This window comes from Pedobacter jejuensis, assembly GCF_003725795.1.
GTDB lineage: Bacteria > Bacteroidota > Bacteroidia > Sphingobacteriales > Sphingobacteriaceae > Pedobacter > Pedobacter jejuensis.
In genome coordinates this window covers 213,826-230,510 of record NZ_RBEE01000011.1, presented here as the reverse complement: position 1 = coordinate 230,510, position 16,685 = coordinate 213,826, and the positions used below count along the sequence as shown (strand labels likewise).

Genomic DNA, 16,685 nt, shown 5'->3' with positions numbered 1-16,685 from the left:
TAGGCTTATTGGACATTGTAATCAACAGTTTTTGTTCGGCTAAAAGCTAAACAAAAACATATTCCTATAAACCATTTAGCACAAACGAATCTGCAATTTCAAGGGGGTCAATTTGGATTGGCGCAAAGGGGTCTTTTTCCTTTGGCGAACCTTATCAAATTAACTCGGCTAAGGGGAACTTTTTAGATTGGCGAAGAGGGGTCAATTTGAAGCGGTTTATCCAATCTACCTTGTATTTATCTAAAACTCCAGCCTCAAACTTTTTTCGCCTTTCCTCATATGAACCATCATTGTCCATTCCATTATAAAAATCATGATCTACCAGCTTACTGAATTCATAGTAGGATTGTAGGGGGTATTCGGATGAGGCTATACCTGCTGTGATTTTTGGGGAGATAACGCAAAACCACATCCAGGCACCCAATAATACTAATAGTGAAGTGCCTGAGGATTTGCATACAAAAGATGTACAAACAGAGAAAACAGTAAAAATTAAGAAATACAGCAGATATGAAATGGCAAAAAGGCTCACATTAACATATGATTCTGAGCTAAATAAGCCCTTTATCAAAATGAAAGCAAGGCAAGGAAAAATGACAACCAGAATGATTACATAATTTCCCGCAATTTTCCCCCAGACCAGCGCACGGAGAGATAGTCCCTGTGACAGTAGTATTTTAAAAGTTCCGTCCTGCCGCTCTTTTGAAACTGAGGAAAACGATAGGAATATAATTACAAGTGGAACCAATAATTGAAATATGGATGCTACCGACAGTTCGCCAAAACGAATAACACCGTCCGAATCCTGAACGCTAGCCAAACTCATTTCCGATTGTTTGTGTGCTTCCACCCTGTATGAAATACCTGTGTAACTATTAACACCTGGGTCATATAAACTCAAAGACGTCAACGGCTTGAATAGATACGTTCCAAAGTGGGCCGCCGAATGGGGATTTCGCTCCTTTTCCGCTAATTCATTTTTGAATAAGGTCGTTGCCTCTAAACGTTGCTTTCTAGCGGTCCTAAAGTTTTCGAGTCCGCCAATACAAGCAACTGCCAGCAATGACCAAATGATCAACCCCAACACGATAAATACGTGATTTGAAAATGCAGCTCTTATTTCTTTTGCAGCTATAATTCTCCACATGTTAAATTGTTTCTAGATATAATTTTTGGAGATCACTTGCATTTATTTCAGATGCTAATACTTCATGAACCAGTATCCCATGGCGCATTATGCCGATCTTAGTGCCTACGTTTACTGCGTTAAAAAGATCGTGTGTGGCCATAAGTATAATCTTTCCCTGCTTTCCAAGTCTTATAACTAAGTCAGAAAATTCGTTAGTTGCTTTTGGATCTAGTCCAGATGTCGGCTCATCCATCAACAATACATCTGCATTCTTGGCAAGAGCAATGGCAATCCCAACTTTCTGGCGCATGCCTTTTGAATAGTTACCAAGAGGTTTATAAAACGCGTCAGGCTGGAGACCGACCTGAATCAAGAATTCCTGAAGTTCTTTTGTGGAGTAGTTGAAGCCAGCTATTTTGCTAAAAAAATCAAGGTTTTCTAAACTGTTTAATTTTTCGTAAAGCATCACTACCTCAGGTATGTAAGCAAGAAATTTTTTAACATCAGGGTCGCCTGGTTTTACAACAAGTCCGTTAACTCTTGCCTCTCCTGATGTTGCTTCAGCGAACCCAAGAAAAAGATTAATGACTGTAGTTTTACCTGCCCCATTCTGGCCCAGTAAGCAATATATTTCACCAGGCTCTATCGTAAGATTTAAATTATTTAGGGCAACATTGCCTTGATATTTTTTAGTAAGCCCGATCGCTTGTAACATTGCGTGTAAGATTAAATTATTTGAACACCCGAATCATCTAGATCAGCTAAAATTTGCCATAGGACATATGTTAGGTGATAAATATTGGGGGCTTTGGGATGATTGACATTTTCCAGCAATGGCACATACCGTGTTACAAATTCGTTGCAACGGTCGGTCCATATTTTTTAACGCAGGGTTTTATTTCCTAAATATTCAGGGATGTCAAACTCTCATTAAAAATTATCAGAAAATTAATTTAGGATGCACACCGTGCATCTACAGGGAAACTTGGATTTGGGGGGCTATTAGCTTTTGGAAAAAGAATTGTGAATGGTATGTATCCTATAATAGTTATTACCGAAAGTTTTGGCAGCTGCAATCCTACAGGCACAATAACTTCAACAAAATTGGACGTTCTGTATTTTAACTCTTGATGAGCCAGATAGTCGCAAACAGCACATTTTACATGAAAAACTTTAAAGCTATTCGAGTAAGCCGAACTTGAGGAAACTTGGTCGGGATGATGATGTACTGCCTGAATAACAGGAATCATCAAAAATACGATCAGTAGGATGACTGCCGACAATCGCATTTTTAACTTTAGACCTGTTTTACCCTTGTCTTTCATTATTGCATCAAAGTTGCAAATAATTTATTTAAATAATTGTAATATTTTTTTTACTCTGTTGTAATACCCTTATTTGACTTTGCCGCCCACATCATCATTATTAATACTTCTTTGGTTTTTTTTAATTTCGGATTTCAACGCCCCGAAATTATAATTTAAGCTCAATCCAAATGTCCGGTAAATCTTCTGCCCTGATACCTGTTGTTCAAAGTCTGCTGTGATTATCTTCGTTTTTACGTACCAGTATTTTTGATAAGGATTAACAACAGAAAAAGAGGCAGTTAATTTTTTCTTCAATAGATCTTTCGTTAAACGGAAACTATTATTGATTATAGCATTTCTTCGCCCTTGTAGCATTGGACTTGCACTGACAAAGCTTACAAATGTTCCAAGTCTCCAGTTAGTATTGATCTTATAATTAAGGCTGGCATAAGCTGAACCCTGTAGACCATCGTTTTCATAAATTTTTTTATTAAAACTCCCTTTCATCCAAACGTAACCTAATGCACTGTTGATACTTCCAGTGAAACTTTTTGAAAACGGATAGCTTGTACTAATGTTCATGCCTGTGGTTTTATTTTCACCGATATTTTCATAGGTAGTGTATGAAGCTCCCTCTAGTAGGGAGGTAACCTGTTGGATATTACTATTGGCAAAAGAATAGCTTAAAGCCAGGTTGTAATTTCCTTTACCGAAAATATTGTAGGCAAGTTCAAAATTATGGTTAAGCACCGGTTTCAACTCAGGATTTCCGGTAGTTATAAATTGCGGATCAGATTTGTCTATGAACGGGTTAAGCTGGTAAATTCCTGGTCTCGAAATCCTTTGCGTGTAACCTAAGTTTATAGCGCCTTGTTCAAGCTTTCGCTGAATAGAAATAACAGGTATATAATTTGTATAACTTTCTTTTAAAAAAGATTTTTGTGTACTGAAGTCGGCATTTAGTCGAGTGTTTTCTAATCTAAAACCAGCCTTTACCTCAATTTTTTTTAATTTCAAATGCCACGAGTTGTATAAGCTATAAACGCTCTGCCTGTAGTCAAAAGAATTGTCCGTAAAGCCATCTGCTGAATATGCATTTAAAGCTGGGTTATAAATTTCCCTACCGTAATCACTGAAATTATTCCTTAAAATCGCCTTTGCTCCAACCTCGATTGTAAATATTTTTGCCGGATGAACGTAATCTATTTGAATGGTTTGCTCGCGAGTTCCATTTGAATTAGCCTGTCGGTAACTGTTTTGTTCATAATTGTATCGATTACTGATTTGCACTTCATCGCTTTGCCGGTTGGGGAAATCTTGAAACTGATATGAAAAGGTAAGCAACTGATTTTTTAGCTGTTTAAAGCCAAGTTGATAGTTTATATTCAAGTCAACCCCAGTTTCTCGCTGCGGATTGATATTTAGCAAGTCATAGCTATAGAGTAGTTCGTTTTGGCCATTAACCATCCTTGATGTCTGGCTAGTCTGATCATCATACCTGCTTTGAAACAAACTCCCAGAAGCGGTAATTAAATTAAGACTATCAATCTCAAAACTAATTTCTAAATTTTCAGAACTATAGGCGCCCATATATGAATATGTTCCTTGTTGTAATAGTCGGGTAAACGCTGGTAGAAAGATATCTCTCGAACTTTCCGTTTCTAAGTACCGCTTAAAGTCCTGAAATACGTAAGCTCTCGAAGTTATGCCAAATTTACCTTTCTTCCATGTTAAGGTAGCATTTTCCCCCATTCCCACCATATCATTGTAACTCACGCCTATTGAACCGTTGTAGCCATCGACCAGCCTTTTGTTTGTCACGATATTAATGATTCCCGCTAACCCTTCAGCATCGTATTTTGCGGGAGGTGTGGTAATGACTTCAATTTTTTGGACAGAGTTTGCAGGCATAGCCTTTAAGGCCTCCTTTGGATTACGGGCGACCAATGCAGAAGGACGCCCATTTATAAAAATTTTATAGTTTCCGCTTCCCTTTAACAAGATGTTCTCGTCTCCATCTAAAGAGAGCATAGGAACCTTACTAATGATTTCTAAAACCGATTGACTTTTATTATCTGCATCAGCCTGTACATCATAACTGAGCCGATCAATTTCTTGTCTAACTAGCGGTCTGCTTGCGGTCACTAACACCTCTTTTAAACTGTTTATTGTTGGAGCAAGTACGATCTGTCCAAGGTTAGTCTGGGTATGTAAAGAATCGATTTTAGCAGATATAGTTTTACTTTTATATCCCATCGCACCAATTGCGATTGAATGGGGAAGGTTATCTAATCCCGAAATTTGGAATACTCCATTCGAATCTGTCAATAGTATTTTAGCCGCAGTACCTTTTACTGCATTTTTCACAGTCACGGTGGCAAATACAACAGGCAAAAGAGTTACCGAATCAATGACCTGACCCTTAATGGAATAATTTTGTTGAGCGCATAATTGGCTGCCTGTTATTAATAAAAGAAATAGAATCAATATTCTCATCAAGCGGTATTAGATTTTATCAAGGTATCCTTCAACTTTCCACCTGAAAATTCGATTGTCCTAACTGACAAATAGTGACTATTTGGAATTAAAGTTAAGCCAGTAAATTTCCCTGCCTTATATTCTTTAAGTTCATATTCGTTTAAAAGGCAACTTTTAAGACTTTTAGATATCGTCTCCTGATCTAAATCCTGACCAGTAAAGACTAGTTCATTCAAACGATCCCCAAATTCCTTGTCCCATTTGCCTTCAATATAATCTTTGTTTTCTACAAAGTCCTGATAATTCATACGCTCATTTAACGACATACTTGCCCACCAAACACCCGCGCTTTCCAAACGGGAAGAGCCACCAGCCTGTGAAAAATTCATGGCTTCATTAGGTTTGTCAGCAGTCCAGAATAATCCTTTTGATCTTATGATATTACTGGGGAAATCGTTTTGTAGGTAATTTGTTAGCCGATATGGATTAAAAGGAAGTTTGTCCCTAAAGACCATTGAGTTAATTCCGTACTCATCCGTTTCAGGTACATGATTTTTCTCCAATTCCTTAATCCAACCTGCTGCTTGCGAAGCCTTATCAAAATCAAAAAGTCCGGTATTAAGTATTTCCACAGGAGGCACGATACCAAAAACAGATTGAATAAGCTTTGCTTCAGGATTTAGCTTACTTATTAAGGCACTTAACAGTCCCACATCATTGCTGCTAACCAAATCTGTCTTGTTCAGAATAATAACATTGGCAAATTCTATTTGATCTGTTAACAAGTTTACAATTGTGCGGTTATCGTCATCATCTACGGTAAGATTTCGGTGCAGAAGCAACTCATCACTTCCAAAATCATTGATGAAGTTATAACAGTCTACTATAGTAACCATAGTGTCAAGTGTAGCAAATCGACTAAGATCAATTCCAGCATTTTCATCACTAAAAGTGAAGGTTTGAGCTATTGGGATGGGTTCTGAAATTCCTGTACTCTCAATGAGTAGGTAATCAAATCTGTTCTCTTTGGCCAATTTCTCAACTTCGATCATAAGATCCTCCCTTAATGTACAACATATACAGCCATTGCTCATTTCTACCAGTTTCTCTTCAGTGCGGGATAGTGTTTTCTGCCCAGCGATTAACTTAGCATCGATATTTACCTCGCTCATGTCATTTACAATGACGGCTACACGAAGATTTATCTTGTTGTGAAGGATATAATTTAATAAAGTTGTTTTTCCTGCACCTAAAAAACCACTGAGTACAGTTACTGGTAGTCTATTGTTTTTATTCATTTATGCAATGATAAGAAAGTTTAATATTATCTGCAACTATGTTGCAAATAATATTATTTTGATATGCCCGCATATCTTTTGTTACAAATAAATTTGGTTGTTAGTTAGAGTTTGGTTCACCAATGCCCATACTGGCATTGTTAGGACAGGCAAAGTTGCAGAGACTTTTTAATTGTCATTTTTTTAATGTCTTAATCTTTTATAACTAATTCTTACTTGTTGGTAAACTATATAGCCGGATACAACGTTTAAATATTGCAACTCAATTGCAAATATTATAAATCAATAGTATTAAATCAAGGAAACAATGATTAAGGCAAGAGCGGAAGATAAAGCAATAGCTGTGGAAATATTAAGCACTTCATTTAAAGATAATTTGAGTGTGAATTATATCGTAAAACAGGACAAAAAAAAGCTAAAACGCATTGAAGCTCTGATGGATTACTCTTTTGAAATTTGTCATTTGTTTGGAGATATATTTCTATCTGATGATAAAAAGGCATGTGCACTGGTGCTATATCCAGATAAGAAGAAAACAACTATTAAGTCTATAATGCTTGATTTTAACCTGATTTTGTCCTGCATTGGTATAGAGAACATTAAAAAAACGATCAACAGGGAGGCAATCATTAAAAAGATACCAGCCTAAAGAAACAATGTTTTATTTATGGTTTATAGGTGTCGATCCTGTAAATCAAAATACCGGAATAGGCAGTGAACTTCTAAAAGAAATCATAGAAGATAGCAGGCGAAAAGCAAAACCGATTTATTTGGAAACCTCCACACTCAAAAATCTACCCTGGTATAAGACATTTGGTTTTAAAATTTATAACGAATTAGAATTATCTTATCAACTCTATTTCTTAAAACTGGAACTAACAGAAAAGTAGATGATGAAAGTATTCGGGTCGGAAATGCTCGTAATTACTTTTGTTTTTGCGGTGCTTGAAGTTGTCATGTTTTTTTATCAGTTTATTTATTACTTATCCCGGCCACAGGATAAGCAACGCCTGTATTATCTTGTGTTGCTTTTACTGCTTGTAATCTACAATATAACCGGTGGCCTTTTGCCTGATCCTCAAATTAACATTCCAATTGTTGTACAAAACATTCTTGCCTATGGCAGTGGCTTTATTATGGCCTCCTACTTTCCTTACTATTTTTACAAAGGCTTCGATCTTGTTCGTTTAAGATTTCATGCTTTATATGGCGTATTGCTGTTTCTGATACTTCCCTTCCTGATATTTTTTGTAGTTGTCTATTCTTTTAATGAAAATCTTGATCTTGCGATTAAATATGGTATAATCATTCCCTTTTTCTATTCACTTATTCTTCTCGGAGCCATAACAAGGGCAATATGGTTAAAATATCAGCATAACAAGAGCAGGACAAATTACATGGAGATGATCGCTGTTTATCTGGCAGTGATTCCCTGGGTTTCAATGACCGTGATTGCTTACTTTAATCTCGGACAATTTATTGAAGTGATTTTTACAAATGGTGGTTTTCTAGTTATCACCATTATCTTTATTTCCACTTCTATAAAGCTGGCAAGGAGGGATTACGAGGAGTTACAACAATTAAAGATGGTAGGTATGCATCCTTCGCCTTATTTAGAAGAAAATTGCATTAGTTATGGTTTGACGCAACGCGAAATTGAAATTGTGCAGCTTATTCGAAAGGGATGGAAAAACAAAGCCATTGCTGAAAACTTGCATATTTCAGAAGGAACCGTTAAAAAACATGTTGAAAACTTATTTCATAAAACTGGTGCCACAGGTCGTGTTGAGCTAATCCACAAGCTCGTATTTACAGGAAGACTGTAAAATATCGTAAAAAACTTAAATATCCGTCTAAATACGTAGTGTAAATATGCCTAAATCCGTATTGTACAAGGATGAATATTGCCACAACTTTGTATCCACATTTACTCATAATAAAGTAGCTATGGAAAGAAACTTACTTATCACCTGTCCGATGTGATATAAATAAGCCAGTGAACAGGCGGGGCAGGATTACTTAATAATCCTATTTATGATACGAGAATTTAGTGCCGAACAGCTCGGAGTGCTGAATGAAGGAATGAAGGCAATTTCTGAAAAAAATCATTTAGCGCACTTTAAACTAACCGAAGAATTATTGCTAATACGCAATACCCTCTCTTCTCTCACAGAGTATATAAGAGAACATCCATTTGTGTCTGTTGATGAAGAAGTTGAGTTCCACAAACAAATTTATCCGCAGTTTCGGTGTCTCTACATTTATCATGCAGAAGTACATAACCTAACGCAGGAAGTTCCTGATGGTGATCGAAAAAGTATTAGAAAATACTACCGGACACAGATGGATATTATCGGGCACTACATTCATCATAACCAATTTCACTATAGCTACTTCAAACTTAAAGGAACCGAACTTGATCGCCTCTACTTTACATCTACCACAAACAGGCAAAGCGTATTGATACCTGTTCTTGCAGAACTTAGCGGAGAGCATTCGACAATAATGGGCTACCTATTTGCCCGATTTAGAGCTTATGAACTTTTGTACCATTACATTCTGATGAAGCTTGACGAGTTACAACCAAACCTTCCCGGCAGTCCAGCCAGAAAAACATTGAAGTGGTCAGGTGAAACAGTAAACCTGATTGAATTAGCACATGGTGTACATCTCAACAAGCAGATAAATAACGGTGATATTGGCATAGTGGAATTTTTTGAAAATCTGGGAGAATTTTTTGGAGTGAATTTAGGTGTACCAAAAAAAGGATTCGATGATTTAAAGAAGCGTAAACGTTTGAGCAAAACAAACTTTATAGATCACATGCGTGATGCTATTCTACAAAGAATGGATGATGAAGATGCTTATGACCCCAATAAATCAACTCATAAAGGCAACCATTTATAGTTGTAAATCAGCGTTTTGCAAATGTATTTTTCCCATATGGGATAAGAAGATTTGCAGCCTTTGAACCTTTGCTATTGAAATCGCGGCATAATGTAGTGCCGTGAATAAAAGCAAGTTTATGTTACAACAATTCACATGGCCGCAATTTCTGCTTGCCGCATTTGTACTTAGCCTCGTCTGGTATGTAGGTGTTGTCTTGATTTTTTACCGGAAAGAACTGAAGCAGTTTTTAAGTGGAGGAAGGAGGCAAAAGCAAAATCCTGAACCATTACCGCACCGATGGGACGCCGATACCGAGCCTATAGAAGATTCAAACGAAGAAACATTGATGGGCGAACCACAGCTACCACAAGGAATGACTAATGTTAGCATGGGCGGATTTGGGTTTGCAGTAAGCGAAGATGAAAAGGAAGAGCAATTTGGGTTGGTTCCTGATGTATTGGAGGAGATTAAATCAGTCTTTAATATCCTCTCAAAAGAGGATGGCAACAAAAAAGACTTCTTCAGTTTAATGAAACTTGTGAGTGCCAAATATCCTATGATAGGGTCCAATCCTAATATTGAACGTATCAACGAGTACATTACAGACCATGCGCCCTTTCATCTCTCGGCTCAGGAACTACAAGATCTTTGGGATTAAACTTTCCTTCTCAGGTAATTATTCAATTATTCATTAAAAAGTAACACATGAACAATTCATCTAATAATCATAAAAAGCAACTTTTAGCCAAATACTGGCTACTTTCTATAACTCTTTGTGTTTACAATATGCTATCCAGCTTATCCTTATTTGCTCAAGACGGAAATGCTGGCATACAAGAAGCCACTAACAAGGTTAAAGGGTACTTCGATACCGGTTGTGACCTGATGTATGCCATTGGTGCAGTAGTTGGCATCATTGGGGCAATAAAAGTATTCAATAAGTGGAATGCAGGTGAGCCTGACACTAATAAAGTGGCTGCCGCATGGTTCGGCTCTTGTATATTTCTGGTGGTCGTAGCAACCGTTCTTAAATCTTTTTTCGGTATTTAATCATGGCAAGCATCTATCACATTAATAAAGGCGTTTCTAAGCCAATCGAGTTTAAGGGATTAAAGGCTCAATACATTGCCTATCTGGCAATAGGATTAGTGTTATTGCTAATTGCCTTTGCGATTCTCTACATTATTGGGTTAAGCTTATTTGTGGTTCTTCCACTAATCATCGGTTTAGGTACATCTCTATTTTTCACGGTGTTTCATTTGAGCCGTAAATTTGGAGAGCATGGACTAACCAAATATTTAGCCAAACGAGGCTTACCCAACCATATCAAATTCCGCTCAAGGAGATTATTCACAAACTTAAAATCCAAATAATATGGTAGAAGCGCAAAATATATTACCTGTTTATAAGGTAGAACATAATTGCATTCTTTCGATGCAAGGCGATATTAGTATAGCCTATAAAGTTACTCTACCAGAAATTTTCACACTTTCGGACAGGGATTATGAAGCTTATCATCAGGCATGGATTAAGGCTATCAAAATCCTGCCACAGCAAAGCATTTTCCATAAACAGGATTGGTTTACAGAAGGCAGTTATCAAGCTGACTATGAAAGATCAGGAGACAGCTTTTTATCAAAAGCAAGTGAGCGATTCTTTAATGAGCGACCTTGCTTAGACCATGAGTGCTATATCTTTCTGATTAAAAAGCCAAAAGACAGAAAATTGTCTTCCTCTGTTTATAGCAACATTTTGCGAAAATCTATTGTACCTGTTCAAACTATCAATCCGGTTCTATTCCGGGACTTTCTGGATAGTGCAGGCCAATTTGAGCGGATACTAAAAGATAGCGGTTTTGTGGATCTTCGAAGGCTAACCGATAATGAACTGGCTGGCACAGCAAATGATGCAGGCATTATTGAACGTTATTGTTTTCTGTCTGGCATCGGGCAACAACCCCTTATTCAGGACATTCACATCAAAGATGAAATCCGCATTGGCAATAAGCAGGTAGAGCTTTACACTTTATCCGATACAGAACACTTGCCACCACTATGTGGTAGCCGTATCAATTATGATAAATACAGTACTGACCGGACAAAATTTAGTATCGGATTTGCATCACCGTTAGGAAGCCTGTTGAACTGTAACCACATTCTGAACCAGTATGTATTCATTGAAGATGCCCAAAAAACCATCAAACGTTTGGAGGCCAAAAAACTTCGCTTGCAGTCCTTGTCTGGTTACTCCCGCGAAAATGCAATCAACCGTGATGCAGTTAACGATTTTTTAAACGAGGCAATCGGTGAACAACGATTACCAATCAAGGCGCATTTTAATGTTTTAACTTGGTCAGAAGATACCGAGAAAGTCAAAGACCTTAAAAATCTGGTCAGTTCGGCTATGGCACAAATGGATGCTACGGCTAAGCAGGAAACAGATGGACAGGCGCAAATTTGGTGGTCAGGGCTGCCTGGAAACGAAGCGGACTTTCCAATGAATGATACTTTTGATTCTTTTCTTGAACAAGCCACCTGCTTTTTTAATCTGGAAAGTAATTACCGTTCAAGCATTAGTCCATTTGGTTTGCGTTTAGGCGACCGGTTGAGCGGTAAGCCTGTTCATGTTGATATATCCGATGAACCTATTAAGCAAGGCTATACCACCAATAGGAACAAATTCATATTAGGGCCGAGTGGCAGTGGAAAGTCTTTCTTTACCAACCACATGGTACGCTCTTATTATGAGCAGGGTGCGCATGTGGTTCTGGTAGATGTTGGGCACAGCTATAAAGGGCTTTGTGATCTGGTAGGCGGTTATTATTTCACCTATACAGAAAGCAATCCCATTAAGTTCAATCCATTTTATTTAACCGGTGGAGATGTATTGGATACCGAAAAAAAGGAAAGTATCAAGACTTTACTGCTGGCCTTATGGAAAAAGGAAGATGAAATCTTTCGGCGGTCTGAATATGTGGCCTTGTCGAATGCACTCACACTCTATTTTGACCATCTTGAAAAACGCCCAGACATCTTTCCCTGCTTTAACACCTTTTATGAGTTCCTGTTATCAGAATACATGCAGGTACTGGAAGATGGAAAAGTAAAAGAAAAGGATTTTGACATTGGTAATTTCCTGTATGTACTTAACCCGTACTATCGCGGAGGAGAATTTGACTACCTGCTAAATGCCACGCAAAACCTTGACTTGCTAAATGAGCGGTTCATTGTTTTTGAACTTGATCAAGTGAAGGATCACCCGATTCTTTTTCCCGCCATTACGTTGATTATCATGGAAGTATTCATCTCCAAAATGCGCAAGTTGAAAGGTATCCGCAAAGTTATTTTATTGGAAGAAGCCTGGAAAGCGATTGCAAAAGAAGGTATGGCAGAGTATATAAAATACCTTTTTAAAACAGTGAGAAAGTTTTTTGGAGAAGCCATTGTTGTAACGCAGGAAGTCGAAGACATCATCAGTTCCCCAGTAGTTAAGCAGGCGATTATCAATAATTCGGACTGTAAGATTTTACTTGACCAAAGCAAGTATCAGAACAAGTTTGACAGCATACAAGAACTGCTGGGTTTAACCGAAAAAGAGAAAGCACAGATCCTTTCTATGAACAAAGCAAATGATCCTAAGCGAAAGTACAAAGAAGTCTTTATATCACTTGGCGGGCAATACAGTAAAGTATACAGAACAAAGGTGTCGCTTGAAGAATATTTGGCCTATTCCACAGAAGAAAGTGAGAAAATACAGGTACAAGAATACGCTAAACGATATGGCAGCATACAGAAGGGCATTGCAGTACTGGCAGAGGAACTTAGAAGTAAATAATTAATTATTAACCCAGCCGATGTAAAATAAATACAACGGTCTAAAAATCAAAAACCATGAAAGTAAACATCTTTTTTTTGACAGTGTGTGCAATGATTCTTGCAGCCTGCAACAGCGAGAAAAGCACCCGTTCCTTTATCACAGGCACTTACGTGAGCCAAAGCGAAGGAGAATACAGTATTGCCAGTGATACACTGGTAATAGAAGCATCGGAAAGCAATAATTATATCATTCACAGAAAGACAGGCTTTAAGCGTATAACTGAAGGAAAGCAGGGAAAATTGGAATATGAAACCGAAGAATGGAATGCGCTTTATGATGAGGGAACCAACGCTCTTACGGAAACCAAAAAGGGAAAAGTCATTACTTTTTATCCTGAAGCAAATAAGCTGTTAGTTGGCAAGCGGGAATATAGGAAACTCGGAATAAAATAATCTTGAACCTGCTGATTGTATGATACTGTGAAAAAATTAATTAAAGAAATGGTCATTACGGAGCCTGCGGAGCAGGCTTCATCACCATAAACAACAATTATTAACAGATGAAAATGATAAAATATATGAAAAAGTATATGGTCATCTTGCCCATGAGTGCCATGACCCTTTTTGTTGCCTTGCCCACAGGGGCAAACGCACAGATAGCCGTTCTGGAAGTCATTAAGGCCGGAGTAAAAAAAGTAATCAAGGCAGTTGACCTGAAGGTACAACGCTTGCAGAACGAAACAATTTGGTTGCAAAACGCACAAAAGGTTTTGGAAAACCAACTATCCAAGCTAAAGCTTACAGAGATTGCAGATTGGACCGAAAAGCAGAAAAATCTCTATAGTGAGTATTACGAAGAGCTTTGGAAAATTAAGTCTGCCATTGCATACTACAAGCGCATCAAAGACCTGACCCAGCGACAGGTAGATATTGTAGATGAATACAAATGGGCATGGAACCTCTTCAAACAGGATAAGCATTTTACTGCTGACGAGCTGGATTACATACAAAAAGTCTATTCCGGCATCCTTGATGAAAGCGTTAAAAACGTCGATCAGATATTATTGGTGGTAAACAGCTTTAAAACACAGATGAGCGATGCTCAAAGACTGGAAATCATTAATGCAGCTGCCGATAAAATGGACACCAATTATAGTGATCTTAAACAGTTTAACACACAAAACAGCAGGTTAAGTATTCAACGGGCTAAATCATTGGATGAAGCAGCCAAACTCAAAGAAATATATGGAATCGAATAAGTTTAAAATCTTTTCTTGCACAGCTATCATGCTTGTTCTTTCTATTCCTGCCACCTTTGGACAGACTTTTTCAGAATGGTTTAACCAAAAGAAAACGCAGAAAAAGTACCTGATTGAACAGATTGTTGCATTACAGGTCTATACCGGTTATCTAAAAAAAGGTTATGAAATTGCAGGACAGGGAATTAACACAGTAAAAGATATTAAAGACGGTGAATTTGGTCTGCATAATGTTTTTATTGGTTCTCTCAAAACGGTCAACTCGGCTATTCGCAAAAGCAGTAAGGTAATGGAAATCATTGCTTACCAGGTAGAAATCAGTAAAGCTCTAAGCCAATTAAAATCCAATGAATGGCTTTCTTCTGATCATCAGCATTATGTGCGGAATGTAAAATATAAAGTGATGGAAGAATGCGGAAATGACCTCGAAGAACTTTTATTGGTTATCACTTCCGGCATGGTAGAAATGACGGATGACGAGCGTATCAATAGGCTTGATAAATTACATTCCGCTATGCAGGATAAAGCCGCATTTGTCCAAAGCTTCCAGAATCAGACAGATCTGCTTATCCGTCAACAGGAGCATTCACAAAGATCCATTAACCAAATAAAAAAATATTATGGAATCATTGATTAAAAGATTGATCTGGCCATTCATAGGGTTAGTTGTATTACTGTTTTTAAGTGTTTTTTCAATGGCTGCTAAAGCTCAATCGACTGAAATTCAGCAACTCCTTCTAAATGTGGAAAAGTTGTCTCAACTAAAGAACATTCTTGCCGATATGAAAAAGGGATATACTGTTATCACTAACGGTTATAATGCAGTAAAGAACGTTTCAAAAGGCAATTTTAGCCTTCACGAAGTTTTTCTTGATGGTTTGATGCTTGTTAACCCAGAGATTAAAAAGTACAAAAGGGTTGGCGACATCATCAGTTATCAGAAAGATCTGGTTACCGAATATAAATCAGCTTTTACCCGCTTCAGGGCTTCTGATAATTTTAGTCCGCAGGAGATTGGGTATTTAGGAAAAGTATATAAACAACTCTTCGATCAAAGCTTAAATAACCTGGATCAGCTAACGACTGTAATCACTTCATCTCAATTACGGATGAGTGATGATGAACGCCTACAGGCCATTGATAGGATTTTCGCCGACACCCAAGATAAGCTCATTTTCCTTCGGAACTTCAATCAACAAACAAGCATACTGAACTTGCAACGCCAAAAAGAGAAAGCGGATATCAAAGCGATGAAACAATATTACAACCTTAATTAAACGAATTATGAAAAATAAACTATTCATAAAATCATGTTTTGCATTAGCCGCCTTGCTTTCGCCCCATCTGCTTTTTGCTCAGGGAATGGCGCAGTCGCTAACGGGAATGCAACCCGTCCTTGACAGGGTGTACAATGAAATGCTTCCTCTATGCAGCCGCCTTATCGACGTGGCTCGCGGTATAGCCGGTTTCGGGGCATTATGGTATATCGCCAGCCGTGTATGGCGCCAGATTGCCGCTGCCGAGCCAATTGATTTTTATCCGCTCTTGCGCCCATTTGCATTGGGTATGGCTATTATAATGTTTCCAATGGTAATAGCCCTGATGAATGGCGTATTGCAACCAACTGTTTCTGCCACTGGCGCAATGGTTAAAGACAGTAACAAAGCTATCGCGGCATTATTGAGGGAAAAGGAAAAAGCGGTAAAAAATAGCGATTCCTATAAAATGTATGTGGGTGACAATGGACAGGGAGATAGTGATAAATGGTACAAGTACACCCATCCGAAAGACCCTGACAGACAGGATGAAGGGATGTTCGAGGGTATCGGAAATGATATTAAATTCTGGATGGACAAACAGTCTTACAACTTTCGAAATAGCATCAAACAATGGATGAGCGAAGTACTGGAAGTGCTTTATGCAGCCGCTTCACTTTGCATCAATACCATTCGTACTTTTTTTTTAATCGTACTCGCTATCCTTGGCCCGTTAGTTTTTGGATTTGCAGTATTTGACGGCTTTCAGAATACACTAGCAGTTTGGCTGGCGAGATATGTGAACATCTTTCTGTGGTTACCTATAGCTAATATATTCGGAAGCATTCTTGGAAAGATACAGGAGAATATGCTTAAACTAGATATTTCCCAGATCGGTCAGCAGGGAGATACTTTTTTCAGTAGCACTGATACCGGTTACCTCATTTTTTTAGTGATTGGCATTGTAGGCTATTTCTGTGTGCCAAATATTGCTAACTATGTTGTACACGCTGGTGGTGGCAATACCATTCTGCAAAAAGTAAATATGTTGGTAAGCAGTTCTTCCCATAGTAGTATGAAGGCCGGTATGGCAGGTGGTGGTATGGCAGCAGATGCCTTGGGCGATGGGGCAAGAAAACTTTATCAGGGATTTACAGGCTCCAGCAATGGAGATTACTTCCCCGATAGCAAAGGCGGAAGTCCAAGTCATCAGCATGATCGGCTATCAGGTAAATAAACCCAAATAAATCTCAG

General features: G+C 38.0%; 18 protein-coding genes. 13 read left to right on the top strand and 5 right to left on the bottom strand.

Features of this window, described 5'->3' with window-relative positions:
* Positions 1-154 precede the first annotated feature (154 nt).
* The 5 genes from D7004_RS07535 to D7004_RS07515 all read right to left on the bottom strand — a co-directional run bounded on the left by D7004_RS07535 (position 155) and on the right by D7004_RS07515 (position 6,212).
* Positions 155-1,147, bottom strand: coding sequence for an ABC transporter permease (locus D7004_RS07535; protein WP_123205257.1), 993 nt, complete (start codon positions 1,145-1,147; stop codon positions 155-157).
* A gap of 1 nt (position 1,148) precedes the next feature.
* Positions 1,149-1,844 (bottom strand): ABC transporter ATP-binding protein, encoded by a 696-nt coding sequence (locus D7004_RS07530; protein WP_123205256.1) that lies wholly within the window; start codon positions 1,842-1,844, stop codon positions 1,149-1,151.
* Positions 1,845-2,082: 238 nt separating this feature from the next.
* Positions 2,083-2,454, bottom strand: coding sequence for a hypothetical protein (locus tag D7004_RS07525; protein WP_123205255.1), 372 nt, complete (start codon positions 2,452-2,454; stop codon positions 2,083-2,085).
* Between the two features lie 69 nt (positions 2,455-2,523).
* Complete coding sequence (locus D7004_RS07520; RefSeq protein ID WP_123205254.1) at positions 2,524-4,932, bottom strand: outer membrane beta-barrel protein; 2,409 nt, start codon at positions 4,930-4,932, stop codon at positions 2,524-2,526.
* Positions 4,932-6,212, bottom strand: a complete 1,281-nt coding sequence (locus tag D7004_RS07515) for a GTP-binding protein (RefSeq protein WP_123205253.1) — start codon at positions 6,210-6,212, stop codon at positions 4,932-4,934. Before D7004_RS07515 ends, D7004_RS07520 begins: the two co-directional genes overlap by 1 nt.
* A 307-nt stretch (positions 6,213-6,519) precedes the next feature.
* Here D7004_RS07515 and D7004_RS20985 point away from each other — a divergent pair, with 307 nt between their 5' ends.
* From D7004_RS20985 to traJ, 13 genes are all read left to right on the top strand, one after another.
* Positions 6,520-6,861, top strand: a complete 342-nt coding sequence (locus D7004_RS20985; protein WP_244214271.1) for a hypothetical protein — start codon at positions 6,520-6,522, stop codon at positions 6,859-6,861.
* Between the two features lie 7 nt (positions 6,862-6,868).
* Positions 6,869-7,102, top strand: a complete 234-nt coding sequence (locus tag D7004_RS20980) for a GNAT family N-acetyltransferase (protein ID WP_244214270.1) — start codon at positions 6,869-6,871, stop codon at positions 7,100-7,102.
* Positions 7,103-8,038, top strand: coding sequence for a response regulator transcription factor (locus D7004_RS07505; protein WP_244214269.1), 936 nt, complete (start codon positions 7,103-7,105; stop codon positions 8,036-8,038).
* 208 nt (positions 8,039-8,246) lie between these two features.
* On the top strand, positions 8,247-9,119 hold the full coding sequence (locus D7004_RS07500) for an RteC domain-containing protein (RefSeq protein ID WP_123205252.1): 873 nt from the start codon (positions 8,247-8,249) through the stop codon (positions 9,117-9,119).
* A 118-nt stretch (positions 9,120-9,237) separates the two neighbouring features.
* On the top strand, positions 9,238-9,759 hold the full coding sequence (locus tag D7004_RS07495; protein WP_148042770.1) for a hypothetical protein: 522 nt from the start codon (positions 9,238-9,240) through the stop codon (positions 9,757-9,759).
* A 47-nt stretch (positions 9,760-9,806) separates the two neighbouring features.
* Entirely contained in the window at positions 9,807-10,151 is a 345-nt protein-coding gene (locus tag D7004_RS07490; RefSeq protein ID WP_123205250.1) for a DUF4134 domain-containing protein, read from the top strand.
* A gap of 2 nt (positions 10,152-10,153) precedes the next feature.
* Positions 10,154-10,474, top strand: a complete 321-nt coding sequence (locus D7004_RS07485; RefSeq protein ID WP_123205249.1) for a DUF4133 domain-containing protein — start codon at positions 10,154-10,156, stop codon at positions 10,472-10,474.
* A gap of 1 nt (position 10,475) precedes the next feature.
* Entirely contained in the window at positions 10,476-12,935 is a 2,460-nt protein-coding gene (locus D7004_RS07480) for a TraG family conjugative transposon ATPase (protein ID WP_123205248.1), read from the top strand.
* A gap of 56 nt (positions 12,936-12,991) precedes the next feature.
* On the top strand, positions 12,992-13,369 hold the full coding sequence (locus D7004_RS07475; RefSeq protein WP_148042769.1) for a hypothetical protein: 378 nt from the start codon (positions 12,992-12,994) through the stop codon (positions 13,367-13,369).
* 107 nt (positions 13,370-13,476) lie between these two features.
* Positions 13,477-14,175 carry a conjugal transfer protein TraI gene (locus D7004_RS07470; protein WP_123205246.1) on the top strand — a complete coding sequence of 233 codons (699 nt, stop codon included), beginning with the start codon at positions 13,477-13,479 and terminating at the stop codon, positions 14,173-14,175.
* The gene (locus D7004_RS07465; RefSeq protein ID WP_123205245.1) at positions 14,162-14,812 is read left to right on the top strand and encodes a hypothetical protein; all 651 of its coding nucleotides are present in this window, start codon (positions 14,162-14,164) and stop codon (positions 14,810-14,812) included. The genes D7004_RS07470 and D7004_RS07465 overlap by 14 nt, the downstream gene beginning before the upstream one ends.
* On the top strand, positions 14,796-15,452 hold the full coding sequence (locus tag D7004_RS07460) for a TerB family tellurite resistance protein (protein WP_123205244.1): 657 nt from the start codon (positions 14,796-14,798) through the stop codon (positions 15,450-15,452). The genes D7004_RS07465 and D7004_RS07460 overlap by 17 nt, the downstream gene beginning before the upstream one ends.
* 7 nt (positions 15,453-15,459) lie before the next feature.
* Complete coding sequence (gene traJ, locus D7004_RS07455; RefSeq protein WP_123205243.1) at positions 15,460-16,668, top strand: conjugative transposon protein TraJ; 1,209 nt, start codon at positions 15,460-15,462, stop codon at positions 16,666-16,668.
* Positions 16,669-16,685 lie beyond the last annotated feature (17 nt).

Bases quoted from the DNA above. Each gene is read 5' to 3' on its own strand.
- D7004_RS07535 (WP_123205257.1), bottom strand. From the start codon at position 1,147: ATGTGGAGAATTATAGCTGCAAAAGAAATAAGAGCTGCATTTTCAAAT.
- D7004_RS07530 (WP_123205256.1), bottom strand. From the start codon at position 1,844: ATGTTACAAGCGATCGGGCTTACTAAAAAATATCAAGGCAATGTTGCC.
- D7004_RS07525 (WP_123205255.1), bottom strand. From the start codon at position 2,454: ATGAAAGACAAGGGTAAAACAGGTCTAAAGTTAAAAATGCGATTGTCG.
- D7004_RS07520 (WP_123205254.1), bottom strand. From the start codon at position 4,932: ATGAGAATATTGATTCTATTTCTTTTATTAATAACAGGCAGCCAATTA.
- D7004_RS07515 (WP_123205253.1), bottom strand. From the start codon at position 6,212: ATGAATAAAAACAATAGACTACCAGTAACTGTACTCAGTGGTTTTTTA.
- D7004_RS20985 (WP_244214271.1), top strand. From the start codon at position 6,520: ATGATTAAGGCAAGAGCGGAAGATAAAGCAATAGCTGTGGAAATATTA.
- D7004_RS20980 (WP_244214270.1), top strand. From the start codon at position 6,869: ATGTTTTATTTATGGTTTATAGGTGTCGATCCTGTAAATCAAAATACC.
- D7004_RS07505 (WP_244214269.1), top strand. From the start codon at position 7,103: ATGATGAAAGTATTCGGGTCGGAAATGCTCGTAATTACTTTTGTTTTT.
- D7004_RS07500 (WP_123205252.1), top strand. From the start codon at position 8,247: ATGATACGAGAATTTAGTGCCGAACAGCTCGGAGTGCTGAATGAAGGA.
- D7004_RS07495 (WP_148042770.1), top strand. From the start codon at position 9,238: ATGTTACAACAATTCACATGGCCGCAATTTCTGCTTGCCGCATTTGTA.
- D7004_RS07490 (WP_123205250.1), top strand. From the start codon at position 9,807: ATGAACAATTCATCTAATAATCATAAAAAGCAACTTTTAGCCAAATAC.
- D7004_RS07485 (WP_123205249.1), top strand. From the start codon at position 10,154: ATGGCAAGCATCTATCACATTAATAAAGGCGTTTCTAAGCCAATCGAG.
- D7004_RS07480 (WP_123205248.1), top strand. From the start codon at position 10,476: ATGGTAGAAGCGCAAAATATATTACCTGTTTATAAGGTAGAACATAAT.
- D7004_RS07475 (WP_148042769.1), top strand. From the start codon at position 12,992: ATGAAAGTAAACATCTTTTTTTTGACAGTGTGTGCAATGATTCTTGCA.
- D7004_RS07470 (WP_123205246.1), top strand. From the start codon at position 13,477: ATGAAAATGATAAAATATATGAAAAAGTATATGGTCATCTTGCCCATG.
- D7004_RS07465 (WP_123205245.1), top strand. From the start codon at position 14,162: ATGGAATCGAATAAGTTTAAAATCTTTTCTTGCACAGCTATCATGCTT.
- D7004_RS07460 (WP_123205244.1), top strand. From the start codon at position 14,796: ATGGAATCATTGATTAAAAGATTGATCTGGCCATTCATAGGGTTAGTT.
- traJ (WP_123205243.1), top strand. From the start codon at position 15,460: ATGAAAAATAAACTATTCATAAAATCATGTTTTGCATTAGCCGCCTTG.